Below are 18,118 nucleotides of genomic sequence, written 5' to 3'. Positions count from 1 at the left end.
TCGTGGGGTTGACGTTCTTGTTCGGGTTTGGCAACGTCCTGGCGTTCGGTCTCCGGCTCGGTGTATCCGGTTGGGTCGCCTGCCGTCGACCTGTCGATCCTGGAGCCGCCCATCGCGATCCGCCAGCTGCCACTGCGTGGCGCACGTGCCGGGGTGATCTGACCAGCGCGCCGACTGCTACTGATTCCGAGTGTCGCGACGGCGGCCTTGAACGTAGCCAAGCCGCTCGTCGCTGGGGAGATCGGCCGGGGCTGTTTGATGCGGTCGGCCCGCCTTGGAGCCGTCATCGGCTGAGGCAGGACTGGAAGTTGACGTCGAGATCAGGCTGTTCCGCGCCATCTGGTGATCAGCCGTCGGAACTCCGTGACTGATCACCAGATGGCGCCGCCAGCGACATGGCCCATGGCTCGAATTCAAGAGGAGGGCCGCGGTACGCGCTGACAAGGTAGTCGTGTAGGTCGCTGGTGGATCGAACTAGGTTCTCGGCATCGGCTGTTCTGTTTCGTGCACGGTGTGGCCTTGCTCGACACTGCTGGAGTGCGGCTGGCGGCGCACCGCTCGCTGGCTGGCGCTCGGCACACACCCCAACGTGTCGCCCGACTCAGGGCGGCGTTGCTGCGATCGCTGCTCGTGGGCCCAGCCGGTTGGGGCGATGTCGGTGGGGAGGTGCGGTTCGGTTTCGAGACAGTCTCGTCTGCGGAGGCATGAACCTCACCTCGAACAGCTATTCCGCGTCCTGATAGTTCAGATGCCGGCGGTCAGCCACCCGGTTCGCGGGGTTCCACGGCGGGCTGACCGCTTGGTCTGTCCCTGTCAGGCCTGAGCCTGATCGTCGTCGTCGCCGCCGAAGACGATGTCCTCGAGGAACTCGACCGTGAGAGTTCCGTCGTCGCTCCTGAGATTGGCGCCGAAGGCGTTGCTCATGTTCTCACGGGTGGCCCAGAGGACGATGTACTTGCCGGCCGACTGAAGCGTGTGGATGATCTCCCGAAAGTCCCCGTCTCCTGTTCCGATGACATACGCGTTGAGGGCCACGTCGCGCAGCGCGCTGTGGATGTGTTCTTTGAGGACGTGGTCGGATGCGTTGGCCTTCGCACTGCCCGCGATGTCGGGCTGGTACCCGGCGTCCTTGTACTTCATCTGGTCGTCCTGCAGGTCGGCGGCGTGCCAGTTCGCGACGGCCCACTTGATGGCCGGCTTTCCGTGACGCCGAGCCGCCGTGAGCAGTCGGCGGCCGACCTCGTCGCCGTCGAGTCGCCGCCGGAGCCGTTTCTGATCGTCGAGACTGCGGCGCGAAAGAGCATCGACCAGTGATCGCTTCACATTTTCGACGTCGAGGAAGATACCGAGTGGCTGGGTGGACTGGTGGGCTGAGGTGTTGACGCGGGCCTCGCTGACTTCCCGCGCGAGAAGTCCCTCGAGGTACCTTTCGAGGAAACCGCCACGGACGCGCCATCGGCCCTCACTGGTGTCATTGCCTTCGAACGTCAGCAGTTCGAGGTTGGCCATGGCGTCGACGTAGATGCCGGGGGTCTGGATGCCGGAGCGTGCGCACGCCTGGAACAGGTCGTCGGTCGTCACGCCCACTCGAGGGCCAGGCTGGTGTTTGAGCACGAGGAACGCGACCTGCCGGTGCGCCACCGTGACCACCCCTTCAGTCTCGTTCCACCAGAGGTCGCTGATGTTCGCTTCGGTGAGTGCAACCGCTGCCGCACGGCTGATGTCGCCCGGAGTGACCGTTCGCCGACGATCGCGGTTGAGCGCAGTCACGGTGTGTATGGCCAGGACCTGTGTAACCCAGGGGTGTCCTTCGGTCAAGTCCCACAGTGCGGCCAGAGATTCGGGCAGCCAGGTGACGCCGTCCGGCTGCAGAGGCACGGTCACGATGCGCTCCATCGCCTGCTTGTCGACGAAGGACACGTTGTAGGGCTGAAGGTTGCCCCAGAGCCGGTTGTCGAATCGTCTCTTCATCACCTCGAAGGACTCCGAGCCCGTGCAGATGAAGAGGAGATCGCTCTGCTGCTGGGCGTGCTCGCGGATCCGGGACAGCAACCCGTCGCTGAGCGGCTGGGTCACGTCTGCGATGCGCTGGACGACTTCCTGCAACTCGTCCAAGCACAGCAGGAGTTTGCGGCCTGTGCTGTGCTGGAGCCGTCGAAGCCCGTCCTCGAAGACGGTCCAGGGCGGATCGAGTTCGAAGTCCTCCGCACCCGGCAGGGTGAGAACATGGGGTGTGAGTTCGGGATCCCGCCGGAGCTGCTCATTGATCTTCTTGAACAGAACGCGGACCAGTTGCCGGTCGTTGAGCCCAGTGTCCATGTCGAATGTGACGATCAAGGTGAGGAACTCGGAGCCACAGACGCGGCCTAAGTGCCGCATCAGGCTCGACTTGCCAACCCGGCGAATTCCGTTGACGAAATAAAGTCTCCTCAGCCGGCCCCCCGAGAACGCTTCCTTCAACTCGGTGAGTTCTCGATCGCGGCCTTGGAAGAGGTCGGTGCGGTCGGCGGAGACCGGCGCGCTGGTGACGAACCTGTCGTGGACCGGGATGGGCGGGGCCGGGCTCACGACGGGTACCTCCGCGCGAGCGTGTACCGCCCGGTCGAAGCCCGCGGATCGGTAGGCGATGTGGCAACGTAGCCCGCAGACGTCGGCCGTCGGCTTGTCTCTGAGTGACACCACGAAATCGACCACCGTTTTGGACTCCGCAGCTATGGTGCCGACCGTCAGCTCCTCTGTCTCGATGACGAGCTCGTCGGATTCCGACAGCACGGTGACCTTCACGGCTTCCGCCGGTTCTGTCGCCGGATTGAACAGCCTTACGGCGAGACGGGTGGTGGCAGGCCGTTTGTCCGTCGGGTCGGCCAGGGTCATCCTCAGCGCACCAGGCATCGTCAGGGCTAGGCCGGTTACACCTATGATCCTCGAGCGAGCTTGCCGAACTGCCCGCAAGGCCGCCTTGGCCAGGCCCAGGACTTCGAACGGGACGGCTTCGAGGAGGCCGGTGATCTTCTGCTCGCCGTCACGCATGGCTTCGCCGATGGCATCGATCCGTTCGGCTGTGGGGCCTTCTTCGAGTTCGGTCGCCAGGGCGATGACCTCACGGACCGCGTTGACCACCGACGCGGGCGCACTGCGCTGAAGAACGGCGACGGCGTCGAGGAGTTCGTTCACCTCGCGGGAGCGCTCGACCAGATTCTGCGAGGTTGTAACTTTGTCGAAAAGCGGAGCGACGCGGTCGATGAGCTCACGGGCCTCTCCAGCGTTCATCCCGCGTCCCTGACCCGGAGGAACGAGAGACCCCGCCACCCCAGGGGCTGGCTCCGGGGATCCGTCCGGAGTCGCGAGCTTTCGTTCCCAGACGACTACTTCGTCCTGGCTCATTCCGGTGTCCCGCCAGGAGTTGCGGAGGATCCGGAGTGCGTCCCGTTGGTGTTCGTTGTGCTGACCCCATTCGAGCAGTTTCTTCAGGGGGCGGGTCGCGAGCTGGGGCTGCGTTCTCCTCTTGGCGGACTTCAGGGTGCTTTCGAAGCTTTTGCACCTGGCCCGCCAGGACGCCGCGGAGTCACGAGTGAATTCGTACAGTGCCGCGAGGCACTCCCAGTTCTTGTAGCTGTACCGTTCGCGGGGTGAGGTCAGCCGCTGCTGGAACCACTCGATGCCCGCAGCGGTAAGCTGAAGCCGTTTGAAGTCCTCCACGATCTGGTCCAGCCGACGAATGTCACGGATTTCCTCGACCGGATGTGGAAACTCCTGATCGGGATCGCGCAGTATCGCGGCGAGCCGGCGGATAGGCACCGGTTCGACGGCGACGTCGCCGGAATCATAGGACGCCCTCGCGTTGATCAGCGCGGCGAGAAGATGTGCCTCGTAGTGGCGGCATCGTTGGCAGAGAGCCCCGAGTATGTCGCTGCGGCGCTGGGCGATAGCCCACTTCAACGCGAGGTCGAGAGATCCGGGTGGATGGTTCTCCTGCTCAAGGAGTGGCAGGAGCGCATCCAACGCGTTGTCTTTGTAAGCGGTCGACCTGGAGCAGGCGATGGCCAGGTTCCAGTAAGCAACGGCGTGGTAGGCGGGTTCAAAATTCTCGGATTTAACGACTTCGTCAAATATTTCGCGAACAATTTGGACTTCGAAGGGTTTGCCAAGTTTGCCCAAGGCGTAGCCGTACCACATATGTGCATTGATGTCGCGGTTGTTCTTGCTGAAGTCGAGGTTCTCGAACTCGGTGATCGCCGATGCGTGACCTCGCTCGAGGCTGTTCTTCGCTTTGAGCCACTTCGGGTCTGGGACACCTCGTCGAATGTTCACCCTGCCGGAAGGGGGTAGCCAGTCGATGTTCACCTCTAGGCGGCGAATGAGGTTCGCTTCGAGAATTTCTTCGACAGGAGTGAGGGCGTCGAGGATGTTACTGGCTTCACCACTTTCGACTGCCATCTCGATCTTCCGAAGTGATTCTAAGTCCAGTAAAGTGCTCAGGCGCTGAGGAACGGGGAATTCCGTCTTCGCGAAGGTGAGAGCGTGTGGTGCCACGTGCAGGGCGATTTCCTGCCAGTGCAGCTGAGCTTCTTTGAGGTGCTGCGGCAAGCTCAGTTTCAATACGGCAGCGATATTGTTTCTGATAAGGTTTCGCTCAAACTCGGGTTCACCCGCATGCTCCGTGCGGATTGCTTCGAGCAACTGCAGTACCTGCTCGTGTACACTCATCCGCCACTGTTTCTGGTCTTCGCCGCTGCTAGCGTACTCCAGGAGTCTATCGACCTCCGTGATGGCGTCGTCGATCGATTCATCACCTCCAAAGGCGATGATCTTGTCTACGCGTGAGTGCACGATGGCGATGCACGCGGCGCGCAATGCCGCTCGTTGCTGTGTTGCGCCGGTCGAAGTGCGCGAGAGTCGCGACAGTTCGTGGGCACCGTGCAGCAGGAGTAGTGCCTTGTCTTCCTGTTTTGCTTTGGAGCACACTTCTCCAAGGTCGATCAAGATCCCGGCGAAGCTCGACAAGAAGTCTCCAGTCAAAACTTTCTGGGTGGCCGCTTCCTTGGCTTTCGCGAACTCCGAAGCCCGCGCTTCGCGGAACTCGGGAGGAAAGAGATCGATCAAGGGCTCCACTTCGGTAATCATCTTATTTAGGATTGTTTCGGGGTCGGAATCGTCGACGCTGGACCACGGTGTCATTGCTGGTATCCCCTCACGTCAATGTTCGGGCAGGCGCGCTGTCGCAGAAGTTAATTGCCTCGCTGGACTATGAAGTCAACTGGCAGGGAAAGCCTGTTACGCGACGCGGACTTTCGTCATCGTGCCGTGACGTCGTAGTGATCCTTTGAGGTGGTGGTCCGAATGTTGGCCACCCGCCAACCTCTGGTGGGCGTACGGTCGCCTGTGAAAAGCCATCGGAATATCCGGTTGTCGTGTGCAAACCAAATCTCGGCAGGTCGCTCATGAGAGGGGCTGTCGTGATTGCAGTGGCGTGCCGGGGACGCAGTGCGATCTCGCTGCCTAGGAAGAGGCCAGTGCGGGCGTCGCCGGACTGGACGAGGCAAGTCGGTGTCGTGCCGACCAGGAGGCGGAAGGTCCAGTTCAGATGTGCGTGGTCGGTGTAGCTGCAGAGTTGGGCGACAGCGGATAAGCAGGAGGTTCCTGCCGGCGATGAGCCTGATCGCCGAATGGTAGCGCGTGACGCACGCGACCGTTTTGGGCAATAGCCCGGTCTCGCGTGGAGCTGGTGGCCAAGTGTCCATGGGCTGAAGACTGATGGAACCGACACACGGCCGGCGAGGCTTGTCCAGACTCAGACGGGATCTGGCCGACCGGGTGAACCAGCACGGTGTGGGTAGACGCCGCGCTGTATGTCCGGCGAAGCTGGCCGACGTCGGACAGCACCGGAGAGGTGGCGCGTTGTCGAAAACGCTTGGGCCGCACAGACTGCGATTGCGAGACGGACTGGCCAGAGCGGTGGGTTCCCTTGGGGGAGCGCGGGCCGCAGCAGGAGTGAGCGAGGTTCCCAAGTCGACGTGGGACAGCGCCCAAAAAGGTGACACCATTCCGGATGCGCGTACGACTTGGCCTGCAATGCTCGCTGTTCTGAAGACCATCCCAGCCGCTGTGACGGGGGTGACGGACTGGGAAGGCCTGTACGAGAGGGTATGCGCTGAAGCCGGAATCAGCCCGCGCAGTGCTGCTCGAGAGCTCGGAACGACAGCCACTCTCCGGCGTTCGAGATCCGTCCCGCAACAGCTCCCGCCCGGCGTGAGCGGATTCGTGGCTCGTGCTAACGAGTTTGCTGCGTTGGATGAAGCACTCCTCGAGCGTGCCGATACGGTCCGGATCGCTGTGGTGGTGGGCTCGCCCGGTGTCGGCAAGACCGCGCTCGCGGTGCAGTGGGCCTCCCGCAAACTGGTTGAGTTTTCGGACGGTGTGTTGTACAGGGACCTGCGCGGTTGGGGGCCGGACGAACCAGCATCTCCAGACGAGGTTCTCGTCGACTGGCTGACTCAACTAGGGCTGGACCCGGCGACAGTGCCTGTCGACCGGGCGGGTCGGACCTCGGTGATGCGCACCGCGCTAGCTGGCAGGTCCATGCTCGTCGTACTCGACAACGCGAGAGACGAGGAGCAGGTGCGACCGCTACTACCTGGATCCCCTGGCTGTCCCGTGCTCGTCACAAGCAGGGACACGTTGTCCGGACTCACGGTCCATCACGGTGGCGCGATGGTCGCACTGGAACCGCTCACTCCCGACGAGTCGGTTGAGCTGCTGCGTGAGCTGATCGGTGAGCGCGTCGACCGCTCAATCGAGACGACAGGAAGGCTGGCGGTGCTGTGCGGTCATCTGCCGCTCGCGCTACGGGTTGTCGCTGAGAATACCCGGCAGCGGTTGTTCGCGCCTCTGAGTATTGTTGAGGAGGAGCTGGTGGATGAACTACACAGGCTAGACGAACTTGACGGGCCTGACCCACGTTCGGCGCCGAGAACGGTGTTCACCTGGTCCTACCGCCAGCTTCCCGCCGATGTCTCCGCGGTCTTCCGTGCCATCGGCGTGTTTCCAGGACAGTCGTACGACGCGAACATTGTCGCTGCTTTGGCTGGCTTGCCACTACGAACAGCAGCTAGGCACCTGCGTGCTCTCACTCGGGTGCACCTCGTACGAGAGGCGGCGACAGGCCGGTTCGAGATGCATGACCTGATTCGTCTGTACGCCTATGAGTTGGCACAGCAGGACGGCGAGCAGGCGGTGCGCGCCGCCAGGTGCAGGTTGTTCGACTACTTCCTGCACACTACGTGGAAGGCCGACGAGCTCATCATTCCAGACCGATACCGCGTTCCGATAACGGGCTCGACCGATGTACCCACGCCTTTCAGCGACTACGACGGCGCGTTGACCTGGCTGCACGCCGAATGCACGAACGCGGTGGCGTTGTGCAGGCTGGACGACCCGGCATTCGACAACGAGCGATGGCAGCTGGCGTTCACGCTGCGCGGGTTCCTCTTCCTCAGCAAGCGAACCCATGAGTGGATCGAGAGTCATCAAAGCGCACTGGATGCCACGATCCGGTGCGGTGACCGTGGAGGCGAGGCCAAGACGCGCAACAACCTCGGTGTAGCGCTGAGCCAGCAGGGGCACGATGAGCGCGCGGTCGCGCAGTATGAGTCGGCGCGCCGGCTTTTCGCAGAGGTGGGCGATTTGCACGGCGTGAGCAACTCGTTGATCAACCAATCGGTGATTCTGCGGCGCAGGGGCGAGTTCGCCGAGGCGCTGCGACTCGGCAATGAGGCACTCCTCCATCACCGTGCCGCAGGCTCACATCGCTATGTAGCCATCGCCTTGCGCACGGTCGCGAAGATCGAACTGAGAGCCGGCCTCTTGGCCGAGGCCGAGCAGCACCTGGTGGAATCGCTCGAGCTGTGCGCCCGGCTGAGCCGGATGGACATGGACGCGGCCCGCGCACACAACACACTCGGGCAACTCCTGCTGCGGCGGGCTCGGCTCGACGACGCCGAGCGGTCCTACCGGGCGGCCATCGCCGCGGGCGAGGTCTGCGAGAGCGCGTACGAGCAGGCGTTGGGCTGGTGGGGGCTGGGCAACGTTGCCCGCGCGCGGTTCGAGTTCACCACTGCTCAGGAGCACCTCCGGTTCGCGGCGGACGCGTTGGAGCAACTCGGTTCGCCGAAGTCGGCCGATGTCCGGGCGGATCTCGCGGTACTGCACGAGGGAGGTCAGTCCTCGGACTGAGGGGCGATCTCACCAATCCACTCGCGGATCGCCTCGGCGATGCGGAGGTCGTGCTCGCCGAGGTGATCCACGTGCTCGTCTGTCGCGTCGGCGAGACCTTCGTAGGCGTCGCCGATGAGGAACACCGCTTGCTCGGCGGGGATGCCGAGACCAACGCAGAGCGCCGAGGTGTAGGCGAGATAGCAGGTGGCCATCAGCGTGCGTGGGTCGTCGCTGCCGAACTCTGCCACGCGTTGGCAGTGCAACGCGACCGTCGCCCCGTTGAGCTCCTCCTTGAGCGCGTCGTAATCGTCTTCAGCCGGCTCGAAGTCACCGTCCGGTAGGTCGGCGAGCTTGCCCTGCGTGCGCAGCGGAGACCTCGACTCGCTGATGATTAGGTTGCGCAGTGTCTTCATCGTGTCCGGGTGTTCCGGCCCCTGGCCGCCGAGCCTGCGTGCCAGGACCATCCGGAATCCGTCGTGTGTGTCCCGGCCCAGTTCGTCCTCGATGACGAGCTTGTTCTCGAGGGTGCCGATGGTGTCCGGGTGATCGTCGCCGAGCAGTTCAATGCGCAGGCCGAGCAGCTCGGTGGTCACCTCGAGCGCGCGGTCGAGGTCGCCGAGCGCACGGAAGTTCAACGCCAGGCCGTTGAGCGGGTCGAGAGAGTACTGGTCTTCCGGCCGGGAGACCTTTAGCCAGCGTCTGTGCACCGCGCGCCAGTATCGTTGGGCCACTCTCAGGTGTCGGTTCCGCTCGGAGGGCGTGTCGCCGAGATGGCCCCGGGCGATGGCGAGGTTGGAGAGCGTTTTGAGGGTCTCGCGATGAAACGGGCCGCGCTCCACGTGGTCCCGCTGGGCGACGTAGGCCTCACGGAACTTCGCGTGAGCCTCATTGAACATTTTTGCGTCCAAAAGCGACTGTGCGAGGTTGTTCAGGGCGATCAGGGTGTCTGGTGCGCCGACACCGAGGGCGATGACAAACCCTTGGTGCGCCTCGTGTTTCATCGCCAGTGAGATGGAACGGTGGCCTACCACGCCGTGCGCGACGCCGAGGTTCGCGCGTACTGCGTAACGCGTGTATGCGTCGAGATCGTGGTTTGTGTCACATGCTGTGTTCAACGCTTCGTAAGTCCCCAGCGCGGTGTGGAAGTCGCCCGCCTCTGCCTGCGTCCGTCCGGTTTCGTTGAGCAGGTAGCGCTCGTTTTCCCCTATGCTCCAACGATCGCCGCCGACGAGTAAACCTGCTACAGCACGCACATGGGGGAGGTGGTGCAGCACCGCACGGTGCTGGTACGAGTCGCGTGTGCTCGTCACGGCGGAGGCGAGCTCGGTGACGGCGGCATCGCGGAGCTGTGCACGGAGGAGGGGCGGTTCGGCTACGAAACGTAGGCTGCGCGCGATCAACGCGTGCATGGTGGGACCCGCCGTGTTCGTGAGGTCGATGAGGCCACGCTCGGCAGCACCGCGCAGGCCGTTGTCCACTTCGGCAGGGGTGCCCGCGCCGAGTCGGCGAGCAACGCCGTGCAGGAGGCCATGGGGGATGACGGTCGGTGCCAGCACGCTGGCGGCGAACAGCAACTTTTTCGTGTGGTTGTCCAGCGCGTCTGCGCTGCGGAGCAGGGCGCGGGCGAATGGCTTCGCGCACCCGAAGGGCAGCTCTCGTTCGTACTGGGCGGTTTCCAGCCGCTCGGGTTCAGGGGATGACAGCTCGTCGAGCAGTATCGGGTAGCTCGCGAAGTCAGGCAGTGTGGTGAGCCCGCTTACGAGCCGCAGTGTCTGCGGGTGTCCGGTGAGCATCGTCGTTATCGCGTTGACGGCTTTCCGGTCGCCCGGCCCGGCCCGGCGGTGCGAGGTCAGTACGGCCCCGGCGTCCTGAGGGGACAACGAGTCGAGCTCCACCGTGCTGGAGCGGTGGCCGGCCATTTTGCGCCGAGTGGTGACTACTGTCCGTCCGCGCGACGTCGGCGCGACGAGTTTGTCCAGGACCTCGTTGCTGACCGTCGTGGGGACGTCGTCGACGATCCAGAGGTAGTCCTCATCGATGTCCGCGAGCCTGGCCGTGAGCTTGCCCGGATCATCGACCATCATCCTTTCGCAGATGAGCGCGAGTTGTTCCCGGTAACGGCCCCACACGGCGTCATCAGTGGCGTCACCGCTGCCGCCGAGTTGTAACAGGAACACTCCGCCGGGGTGATCACGCTGGAACAGCTGGGCGTACCGCAGGCACAGTGCGGTCTTGCCGAGACCGCCAACATCACCCTTGCCCCGTACGTACACGACGGCATGGCCGCGGTCGCGCGTCTTAGCCCTGGAGCGCAGACCTTCGTGTAGCTCCCACAGCTCCGCATGCCTGCCGATGAAATCGGGGTCGCCGGCCAGCTCTTCTGGGAACCATCTCGGGGTCGCCGGTTCGGGTGCGTCGCCGAACGTGCCGGCGTGCTGCTCGACGACCCGTGCGATGCTCGACGCGACGTCGTCGAGCTGCTTGCCGTCCCTAGCCAGCCGGATCGAGCTGAGCTGGCGCGGACGTACGTGGTCGGGGGACACACCCTGGACCACTGCCAGCACTCGCGTCGTGCGTCCCTCGTCGAGATAGTACGAGGCGTGCAACGCCAGGTGGAGCTCATCTCGGCAGTGCGGGCTGAGCGGGAACTCCGGGGTGATGAGCGCGACGAGCGTCCGGGAACGCCGCAGTTCGCGCAGCACTGACTCGCCGAGTGGTTCCCAGTCCTCGCCCCCGATCTGGTCGAGGTAAACGCGCAAGCCCGACGCGGTGAGTGCCGCGTGCAGTGCGAGTGCGGAAGCCTGGTTCTTCCAGCTGTAACAAAGAAAAACGTCATTCGTTCTGCTTGACACCGCTCACCCCTTCGTCATACCGATGAAAGCACCGCCAACCCTCTTCGTACCCATCCCGATGATGCAGAGGCCCACCCAACCGAACGGTCCGAGCTCGGGATGGTTTGCCGCACGTCCAGCTGCGTTGATCGCAACACCTTGCACAGCGGAACTCCGCTGTGCAGCATCGACAGGAGACGGGCCACGACCTCGGCAGATGCGATGCTGCCAATAGACCCGGTGCCCGCCACGACGGATGTCAGCGCCGCTGAGGATCGCACCGACCGCGGGTCTGTGCCATACCTGCTCTGCGCCGTGCCACTCCACGGTTCGTTGGTCGCACGTAGGCACGTGATCTGACGAACCTGTGCGATTTTCACGTTTGTTGTGGCTTAGTCCGGTGAAGTATTGTTTGGCCCGCCGGTAGGCGTGGAACGCCGGAGCGCCGCGGCCGAGCACCACCTCCAGGCCGCCTTCGCGCAGGGCGACGAGGCCTTGCAGGAACTTGCCGAGGTCGTTGGCCTTGGCGAAGTAGCCCTCCCTGACAGTCCGGACCGGTCGGTCCAACTCGCCCTGCACCCGGAACAACATGGCTTGCTGCAGCACGGTCCCTACTCGCGAGTCGGGCACCCCCGGAACTCCGGGAACCGATCGCAGATCGTCAATGCCCGACAGCAGAAGGTCGTGACCGGTCGCGTAGTCAGCGTTGACCTCGCGGATCGCGGCCAGCTCATGCCAGGCGCGTGTGTGCGCGAGAACGGTCTGCTCGTCGAGCATGGCCCGGTTCCAAACCTCGGCGACGAGGAACTCGGTGCGCAGCCGGTAGTTCTGAGCGAGGTGGTGGATGGCTTCCGCGACACGGTGCCGATGACCGATCTGCCGTGCCACAACGCGTTCGGTGAGGAGGAGTTCCCGGGCACGGCGGTTCTCGCCGTCCCCAACACCCTCGACGATAGCGAATCGTAGAAATTGGCGGGCGCGGCAAAGTCCTCGTTGTATCGCAGGGCCAAAGCGACTTGGAGGTCCTCACCGTCGAGGACTCTCACGGAGTCTGCCAGGGCGTTGATGAGCTGATCGAGCGGTCCAGCGGTCATCGACCCATGCAACCACATCGCGCGAATCTGATGGCATCATGTCGCGAATGACAGAACGTGTCGCCGTCGTCAGGTTCGCGGATGACGTCGCTGAGGCCGAGCGCGCTGAGCTCGACAAAATGCTGCACCAGCAGGAGTTTGCGGCGTCGCGTGGCATAGACCTCGACCGTCGTGGCCAACGCGAGGACGCGGTCGCCGCGGTGATCAACCTCGTGGACTCGACGGCCGACGTGCTCCGCACGACCGCCGATGCGGGCCGTGGCTGGTTGCAGACTCGCCGCCGTGCCAACGAGTTCTTGGAGATCGAGGACCGCGCCACCAGCATCGTCTTCCAGATCACCGCGAACGACCCTGACCACGCCTTCGCGAAACTCGGCGATGCGCTGCAGGGCATGGGGGATGGTCCGTACCGCTGGCAGGGGTCGGTGTGGCAGTCGTCCGATGAGGCCAAGAGCGAGCTCGCGCGGACGGTATTCGTCATCCACGGCAGGGACAAGGCGGCCCGCAAGGCGGTGTACGCGTTCCTGCGCGCCCTCGACCTTCACCCGATCGAGTGGAACGAAGCCCTGGCCGCGACCAAGCAGGGCGCGCCGCACATCGGTGACGTAGTGGGGCATGTGCTCGGCATGGGCACGGCAGTCGTCGTGCTGCAGACACCGGACGACGAGGTGAGGCTGAGGCCCGAGCACGCGGACGGTGACGACGACTGGGAGCTCGCGCCGCATGGTCAGGCGCGGCCGAACGTGTTCTTCGAAGCGGGAATGGTGTTCGCACGGCGTCCCGACGAGACGATCATCGTCGAGTTCGGCAAGGTGCGCCCGTTCACGGACATCGGCGGCCGGAATGTCGTCAAGCTGGACAACTCACCGAAGATGAAGCACCGCTTCGCCGAGCGGCTGCGTGCTATCGGCTGCGCGGTAAACACGAGCGGCGATGACTGGCTCTCGGTGGAGCTCACACCTCCAGAAGAGCCTCCGCGCCCTACGGCAACCTCGTCGCCGGGTAAACCGTCGAGCTCTGGCCGAAACCCCACTCTCGGCAACTTCTCAGTGACACGTGATTCGCTAGGTATGCATACCGTGCACGGCGAGATCAAGGCGGGCAGCATCCCGGTAGCGTGGTTGATGCTGAAGGCCACATTTTACGCGGGTGGGAAGATTACTGGATCCGCGATGGGCGTGGTGCGCAACCTAGAGCTAGGCGAGGAGAAGTCGTTCAGCCTCACGACCAGTGACGACGTCTACGGGTACGACGACTACAAGGTGCAGATCGAGTCGATGCATTGAGTGTCGGCGAAGTTCCGCCGAGTTCGGTCATCACTCGCTGGAAGCGCCGGTGGGATCCGGGCTTACCGGTGCCCCCTCGCGTCGTCCGGCGCCGGACGAATTCCCCGGACACTCGGCGGGCTACGCCTGGGCTGATGGCGTGTCCGGCAGTTACCGCCGCCGGACAGGGCTCGCCGGACATCTCCGGTGAAGAGACTCTACGAACATGGACATGGTCAGCAAAAGGGTTCCCCCGCCTTACTACCGCACCGCTTCGCCGCTCCTTTCGCCCCACCGGACACGGTCCGGACCCGCCATCGGCCGCCATCCGACCGCGTTCGTGGCCTACCTCCACGAATCGGACCGGCATAAGGCCGACGTCCTCCATTTCGCCACTTTCCTCCGCTCGTGCGGCGTTGATGCCCAACTCGACCGCTGGTTCACCGGCAGACGGCAAGACTGGTACGCCTGGGCCGCGCAGTTGATCACGAGGGCGGACTTCGTGATCGTCATGGCGTCGCCGTCGTGCCGCACCGTCGGGGACGGTCAGGCACCCGCGCACCTCAACCTCGGTGGCCAGTCAGAGATGTGCCTGCTGCGTGAACTCCTGCAACGAGACCGCGCGACGTGGACTCAGCGATTGTTGCCCGTCGTGCTGCCGGGCCACTCGTGGCACGAGATACCTCTGTTCCTCCAGCCACTGACGGCCGACCACTACCCTGTCACCGACCTGACGCCCAGGGGAGCCGAGAGTCTCCTGAGGACGATAACTGTTCAGAGGGCACATCTTCGCCCGCCGCTCGGACCGCTGATCGCATTCCCAGTACAGGCCTAGCCTATTCCGGTGGCAGGGGATTCCGACGGAATTTCCCGCCATTTTGTCAAGGAAAGCCAGCACTTCATGTCCGTCTGCCGCTCTGGCCCTGCTCTCGGCGGAACAACTGCTGCAGATCCGGTTCCTGCAAACTCAGCCTGTGGCTGGTCGTCGTCGAGCATGATCGTCGGCGGGTGCACATCGTTCGGGCGACGGTTCATCCGACTGTGGAGTGGCTGGTGCAGCAGGCCCGGAACCTGCTGGTGGAACTCGGTGACCGAGTGGCAGTTTGCGGTTTCTGATCCGTGACCGTGACGCGAAGTTCACGGCCGCGTTCGAGGCGGTGTTCACGTCGGTCGGCATCGAGGTCCTGCGGAGCCCTGTTCGAGCTCCTCGGGCGAACGCGATCGCCGAGCGATGGGTAGGCAGTGTGCGTCGCGAGTGTCTGGATCGGATGCTCATCGTCAACCGGGGTCATCTGGAGCAGGTGCTGGCCGAGTACGTCGATCAGCCACCGCATCCCGCCCGCGCCGACGCGGGACGACGTGGTGCGCGGTCCTCCAAGCCCAGGCCGGCACTTATCCTAGCGACTGACTTCTTCCAGGTCGAGACCGTCACCCTCAAACACCTCTACGTGTCCTTTGTCCTGGAACATCGGACCAGGCGGGTGCACATCCTCGGGGTCACCGACCATCCAAATGCGGGCTGAGCGACTCAACTCGCCCGGGGCTTCTTGGCTGATGTGGGGGAGCAGGCCAGTGCGTTCCGGTATCTGATCCGGGACCGGGACTCGATCTTCACGGACGCGTTCGACGCCATGTTCGGTCCCGCGAACATCGAGATCAAGAAATCGGCTCCGCAAAGCCCTAAGATGAATGCCTTCGCGGAGCGCTGGGTGAAGACGGTCCGAGCCGAGTGCACCGACCGGATGCTCATCACCAGCGATCGGCACCTGCGTGTCGTACTCGAGCAGTACGCCGAGCACTACAACTCTGGCCGGACCCACCAAGGCCATGGCCTGAATCTACGAGCGCCCCTGGACGACCCGGACCTCATCCCGCTCCCAGCTCAACGGATCAACTGAACGAAGATCTTCGGAGGTCTTATCAACGAATATGACGCTGCAGCATAGGCCCAGCTCAGCGACATGGCAGAGTTACTGAACCCCGCAGGTCAGCTCGCCTACGGTGCGATGTTGAACATCGTCGCGTTCTTGTTCATGACGTGGTTGTCGCTGGCCAAACCGCAGGTCAAGACCCCGTGGACGGCCCTATCTCCAAAGCTTGGCCGTGTCTCGTCACCAGCGCGAAGCCAAGGCGGACCTTCGCCTGTATAGCGAGCGAACTCAGAGACCGTGCCGGTTTGGGGTCGCACGCAGCGCTTTGGCGATACTGTCGAGTGAATCGAACGCTTCCATCCGGTCCGTGACTTGTGGCGTACTCGACCGCGTCCAGCCGGGTCCGAGGAGCGAACCGCTCGTCCCGGCTGATCACGGAGGCCAGAACGGCGGCGTGGTCGGATCCGCGGTCCTCGAGGTCGCCAAGTATCTCGAGAGCATCGTCTTGCCGAGTCGCTTTGAGGAGAACATTCGCGCCGCGTGATCCAGAGCTTGCGATCAGAGCCTTGGCCAGCGAGTGGCGTTCCTCCCAGGACAACCCGTCCTCGTCGAGCAGCGACTTCGCCAACTCGACACCACGCACCTCATCGAAAGACAACATTCTGCTTGTCGCAGCGACCCTGGTGGCGAAACCGACGGTCAGATCTGCCGCGAGTGCAGTTAAAGCGTGCGAAATCTCCCGATCACCACGCTGCAAAATCTCTTCCGCAGCCTCCAGGCGTCGGTCCGCGGGCCGACTCGGATCCAGAGCGATCGATTTCAGCACAGCTGTCTCGAACTCCGGCTCCTGGTGAACTTGGGCGAACTTCTTCACCGTCGGCAGCGGGATCTCGGGAGCATCCCCGAGTTTCGCGTCGAACAAAGTGCGTGCGGTGCCTCGACTATCCGGCGGATCCTGCAGCGGGCACGCGTACCTCCTGCGCCGGTCCGGCTCACCGACACGACCTGGCGGCAATTCCTGCGCACGCAGGCCTCGACGATGCCGGCGTGCGACTTCTTCCACGTCGACTGTGCGCTCACCCTCCGGAGGATCTACGTGTTCTTCGTGCTGAAGGTCGGCAGCCGCTACGTCCATATCCTCGGTACGACCACGAATCCGGACGGCTGGTGGACTACGCAGCAGATTCGTAATCTCGTGCTGGATCTTGGTGATCGAGTCGACGAGTTCAGGTTTCTCATCCGTGACCGGGCCGGTCAGTTCGCGGCCGCGTTCGATGCCGTCCTGGCCGACGCGGGCATCGAGACGGTGAAGATCCTTCCGCGCTGCCCGCGGGCGAACTGCTACGCAGAACGGTTCGTGCTTACGGTCAGAATCGAGCTCACCGACCGGATGTTGATTCTGAGCGAACGGCATTTGCGCGCCGTGCTCGTTGAGTACGTCCGGCATTACAACGGTCGACGGCCGCACCGTTCCCGCGAGCTTCGCCCACCACGGCCGACCCACCCCGTGGCGAACCCCAACGCCCAACGGATCAAGCGACAGCGGCTTCTCGGAGGCATGATCAACGAGTATGAGTCCGCAGCCGCATAGAAATCCTGGTCAACGCCTACGACCGCGCTTTGGAACCCCACAGGTCTACGACCACGTGACTCCGTTGATGCGTCAACAGATTCTGCAAGCGCTGAAGACGCGGTGCATCGGGTCGCTTGTCGCGCTCACCGCAGGTGAGCGGACGAAGCTGGGGGAGTGGTTCCCGCACCTGCATGCGACGTTCGGTGACATGCGGCTCGAGACCGCTCCGAAGGCCATCGCCTTTTCATCGCCCTTTTTACGATTGAAGCCCCGCCCCTCCGAGGAGGAGCAGGGCTTCTGACCTGCGAAAACAGATGGTGCGCGATACTGGGATTGAACCAGTGACCTCTTCCGTGTCAGGGAAGCGCTCTCCCGCTGAGCTAATCGCGCGAGGTGGAGACGGGATTCGAACCCGTGTACACGGCTTTGCAGGCCGTTGCCTCGCCTCTCGGCCACTCCACCGTGTCAGGCCCGAGAGGGCCTTCCGAGCGGATGACGGGATTCGAACCCGCGACCCTCACCTTGGCAAGGTGATGCGCTACCAGCTGCGCTACATCCGCACATCCTCGGTCTGGATGGGAGTTCAGAGCCTCGCGGTTCTGTCTCTCACCCCGTCGCCGTGGTGTGTGTGAACACTATCCGATCCCGAAAACGGCTCTGCAACCGGGGTGCCACTTGCTGTTCGCAAGGCCGTCATCAGGCCAGATCGTTGGGAATCAGGTGCGTCAGGGCGTCGTCGACGTCGACCCATAGATGCTCGTTGCCCGGGAGCACGACGTCGTAGGTCCGGTCGAGGAAGTCGGCCAGCTCCTGAGCGGACGCCTCGAACATGGCGTGCCCGGACGGCGAGTTCAGTTCGATGAGGACGGACTCGGGGTCTTCGACGGAGGGGCGGATGCGTACGTCGCCGTCGCCCGCGTCGGCCAGGAGGCCGTCGGCGAGGAGATCGCGCGCGTAGACCCACTCGACCCAGCCGGCGCGGCCGGTGCGGAAGGCGGCCACGACCGCGTACGGGTCGCGGGTGTCGTATCGCAGTTCCACCTTCACCGGGACCGCGGGGGTCCGCGGCGCCAGGAGGTCGAACACCGCCGTCGAGCGGAGCGTCACGTGATCGTTGCGCATCGTCCTACCCTTCGTCTCCTTCCCGGCCCGGTCGAACCGAGTGGCGATGATGTGACGTTTCGGCCGGCTGATCGGAACGCGGTTTTGCCGCAGATCACCCGGACGGGGTCATCGGACCCCGGGTCCATACTCCGTCACCCCATCATCA

13 protein-coding genes and 3 tRNA genes are annotated in these 18,118 nt (G+C 63.8%); 8 read left to right on the top strand and 8 right to left on the bottom strand.

The features are described from left to right. Positions 1-813: 813 nt before the first annotated feature. Positions 814-5,124: an NYN domain-containing protein gene (locus ED92_RS16835; RefSeq protein ID WP_161791110.1), complete on the bottom strand. Its 4,311-nt coding sequence runs from the start codon at positions 5,122-5,124 to the stop codon at positions 814-816. Between the two features lie 1,164 nt (positions 5,125-6,288). On the opposite strand from ED92_RS16835, the gene ED92_RS41380 reads away from it, so the two are divergent. After that, positions 6,289-8,232, top strand: coding sequence for a tetratricopeptide repeat protein (locus tag ED92_RS41380; protein WP_052120605.1), 1,944 nt, complete (start codon positions 6,289-6,291; stop codon positions 8,230-8,232). On the opposite strand, the gene ED92_RS16820 is transcribed toward ED92_RS41380, so the two are convergent. Both ED92_RS16820 and ED92_RS42485 read right to left on the bottom strand, forming a co-directional pair. After that, a complete protein-coding gene (locus ED92_RS16820; RefSeq protein ID WP_037339009.1) occupies positions 8,217-11,066 on the bottom strand; it encodes a toll/interleukin-1 receptor domain-containing protein in 2,850 nt (949 codons plus the stop codon). The genes ED92_RS41380 and ED92_RS16820 overlap by 16 nt on opposite strands. 3 nt (positions 11,067-11,069) lie before the next feature. Continuing rightward, entirely contained in the window at positions 11,070-11,822 is a 753-nt protein-coding gene (locus tag ED92_RS42485; protein ID WP_152610938.1) for a hypothetical protein, read from the bottom strand. On the opposite strand from ED92_RS42485, the gene ED92_RS42480 reads away from it, so the two are divergent. The 5 genes from ED92_RS42480 to ED92_RS43350 all read left to right on the top strand — a co-directional run bounded on the left by ED92_RS42480 (position 11,793) and on the right by ED92_RS43350 (position 15,302). Then, complete coding sequence (locus tag ED92_RS42480; protein WP_152610937.1) at positions 11,793-12,011, top strand: hypothetical protein; 219 nt, start codon at positions 11,793-11,795, stop codon at positions 12,009-12,011. The genes ED92_RS42485 and ED92_RS42480 overlap by 30 nt on opposite strands. Positions 12,012-12,186: 175 nt before the next feature. Continuing rightward, the gene (locus ED92_RS41375) at positions 12,187-13,425 is read left to right on the top strand and encodes a TIR domain-containing protein (RefSeq protein WP_052120603.1); all 1,239 of its coding nucleotides are present in this window, start codon (positions 12,187-12,189) and stop codon (positions 13,423-13,425) included. A gap of 205 nt (positions 13,426-13,630) precedes the next feature. Continuing rightward, positions 13,631-14,239, top strand: a complete 609-nt coding sequence (locus ED92_RS16805) for an SEFIR domain-containing protein (RefSeq protein WP_052120601.1) — start codon at positions 13,631-13,633, stop codon at positions 14,237-14,239. A 268-nt stretch (positions 14,240-14,507) separates the two neighbouring features. Then, positions 14,508-14,927: a hypothetical protein gene (locus tag ED92_RS42905; protein WP_063777598.1), complete on the top strand. Its 420-nt coding sequence runs from the start codon at positions 14,508-14,510 to the stop codon at positions 14,925-14,927. A 33-nt stretch (positions 14,928-14,960) separates the two neighbouring features. Continuing rightward, on the top strand, positions 14,961-15,302 hold the full coding sequence (locus ED92_RS43350; protein WP_063777596.1) for an integrase core domain-containing protein: 342 nt from the start codon (positions 14,961-14,963) through the stop codon (positions 15,300-15,302). A gap of 166 nt (positions 15,303-15,468) precedes the next feature. Here ED92_RS43350 and ED92_RS42775 read toward each other — a convergent pair whose 3' ends face one another. Beyond that, the gene (locus ED92_RS42775) at positions 15,469-16,149 is read right to left on the bottom strand and encodes a hypothetical protein (RefSeq protein WP_161791109.1); all 681 of its coding nucleotides are present in this window, start codon (positions 16,147-16,149) and stop codon (positions 15,469-15,471) included. Here ED92_RS42775 and ED92_RS16785 point away from each other — a divergent pair. Beyond that, positions 16,132-16,866, top strand: coding sequence for an integrase core domain-containing protein (locus tag ED92_RS16785; protein WP_235213296.1), 735 nt, complete (start codon positions 16,132-16,134; stop codon positions 16,864-16,866). The two genes, ED92_RS42775 and ED92_RS16785, sit on opposite strands and share 18 nt — an antisense overlap. A 67-nt stretch (positions 16,867-16,933) precedes the next feature. Beyond that, entirely contained in the window at positions 16,934-17,149 is a 216-nt protein-coding gene (locus ED92_RS16780) for a hypothetical protein (RefSeq protein ID WP_037339002.1), read from the top strand. A 14-nt stretch (positions 17,150-17,163) separates the two neighbouring features. Here the strand turns inward: ED92_RS16780 and ED92_RS16775 are convergent. From ED92_RS16775 to ED92_RS16760, 4 genes are all read right to left on the bottom strand, one after another. Beyond that, positions 17,164-17,238, bottom strand: a tRNA-Val gene (locus ED92_RS16775). A 1-nt stretch (position 17,239) separates the two neighbouring features. Beyond that, a tRNA-Cys gene (locus ED92_RS16770) sits at positions 17,240-17,310 on the bottom strand. A gap of 25 nt (positions 17,311-17,335) precedes the next feature. Continuing rightward, positions 17,336-17,408 (bottom strand) — tRNA-Gly (locus tag ED92_RS16765). A 136-nt stretch (positions 17,409-17,544) separates the two neighbouring features. Continuing rightward, positions 17,545-17,970: an SsgA family sporulation/cell division regulator gene (locus ED92_RS16760; protein ID WP_005159130.1), complete on the bottom strand. Its 426-nt coding sequence runs from the start codon at positions 17,968-17,970 to the stop codon at positions 17,545-17,547. Positions 17,971-18,118 lie beyond the last annotated feature (148 nt).

The sequence above is a fragment of the Amycolatopsis sp. MJM2582 genome (genome assembly GCF_000754115.1).
In the GTDB taxonomy this organism is placed as follows: Bacteria; Actinomycetota; Actinomycetes; order Mycobacteriales; family Pseudonocardiaceae; genus Amycolatopsis; species Amycolatopsis japonica.
Note: the sequence above shows the minus strand (reverse complement) of the source record. Positions and strands in the feature narration are given on the sequence as shown.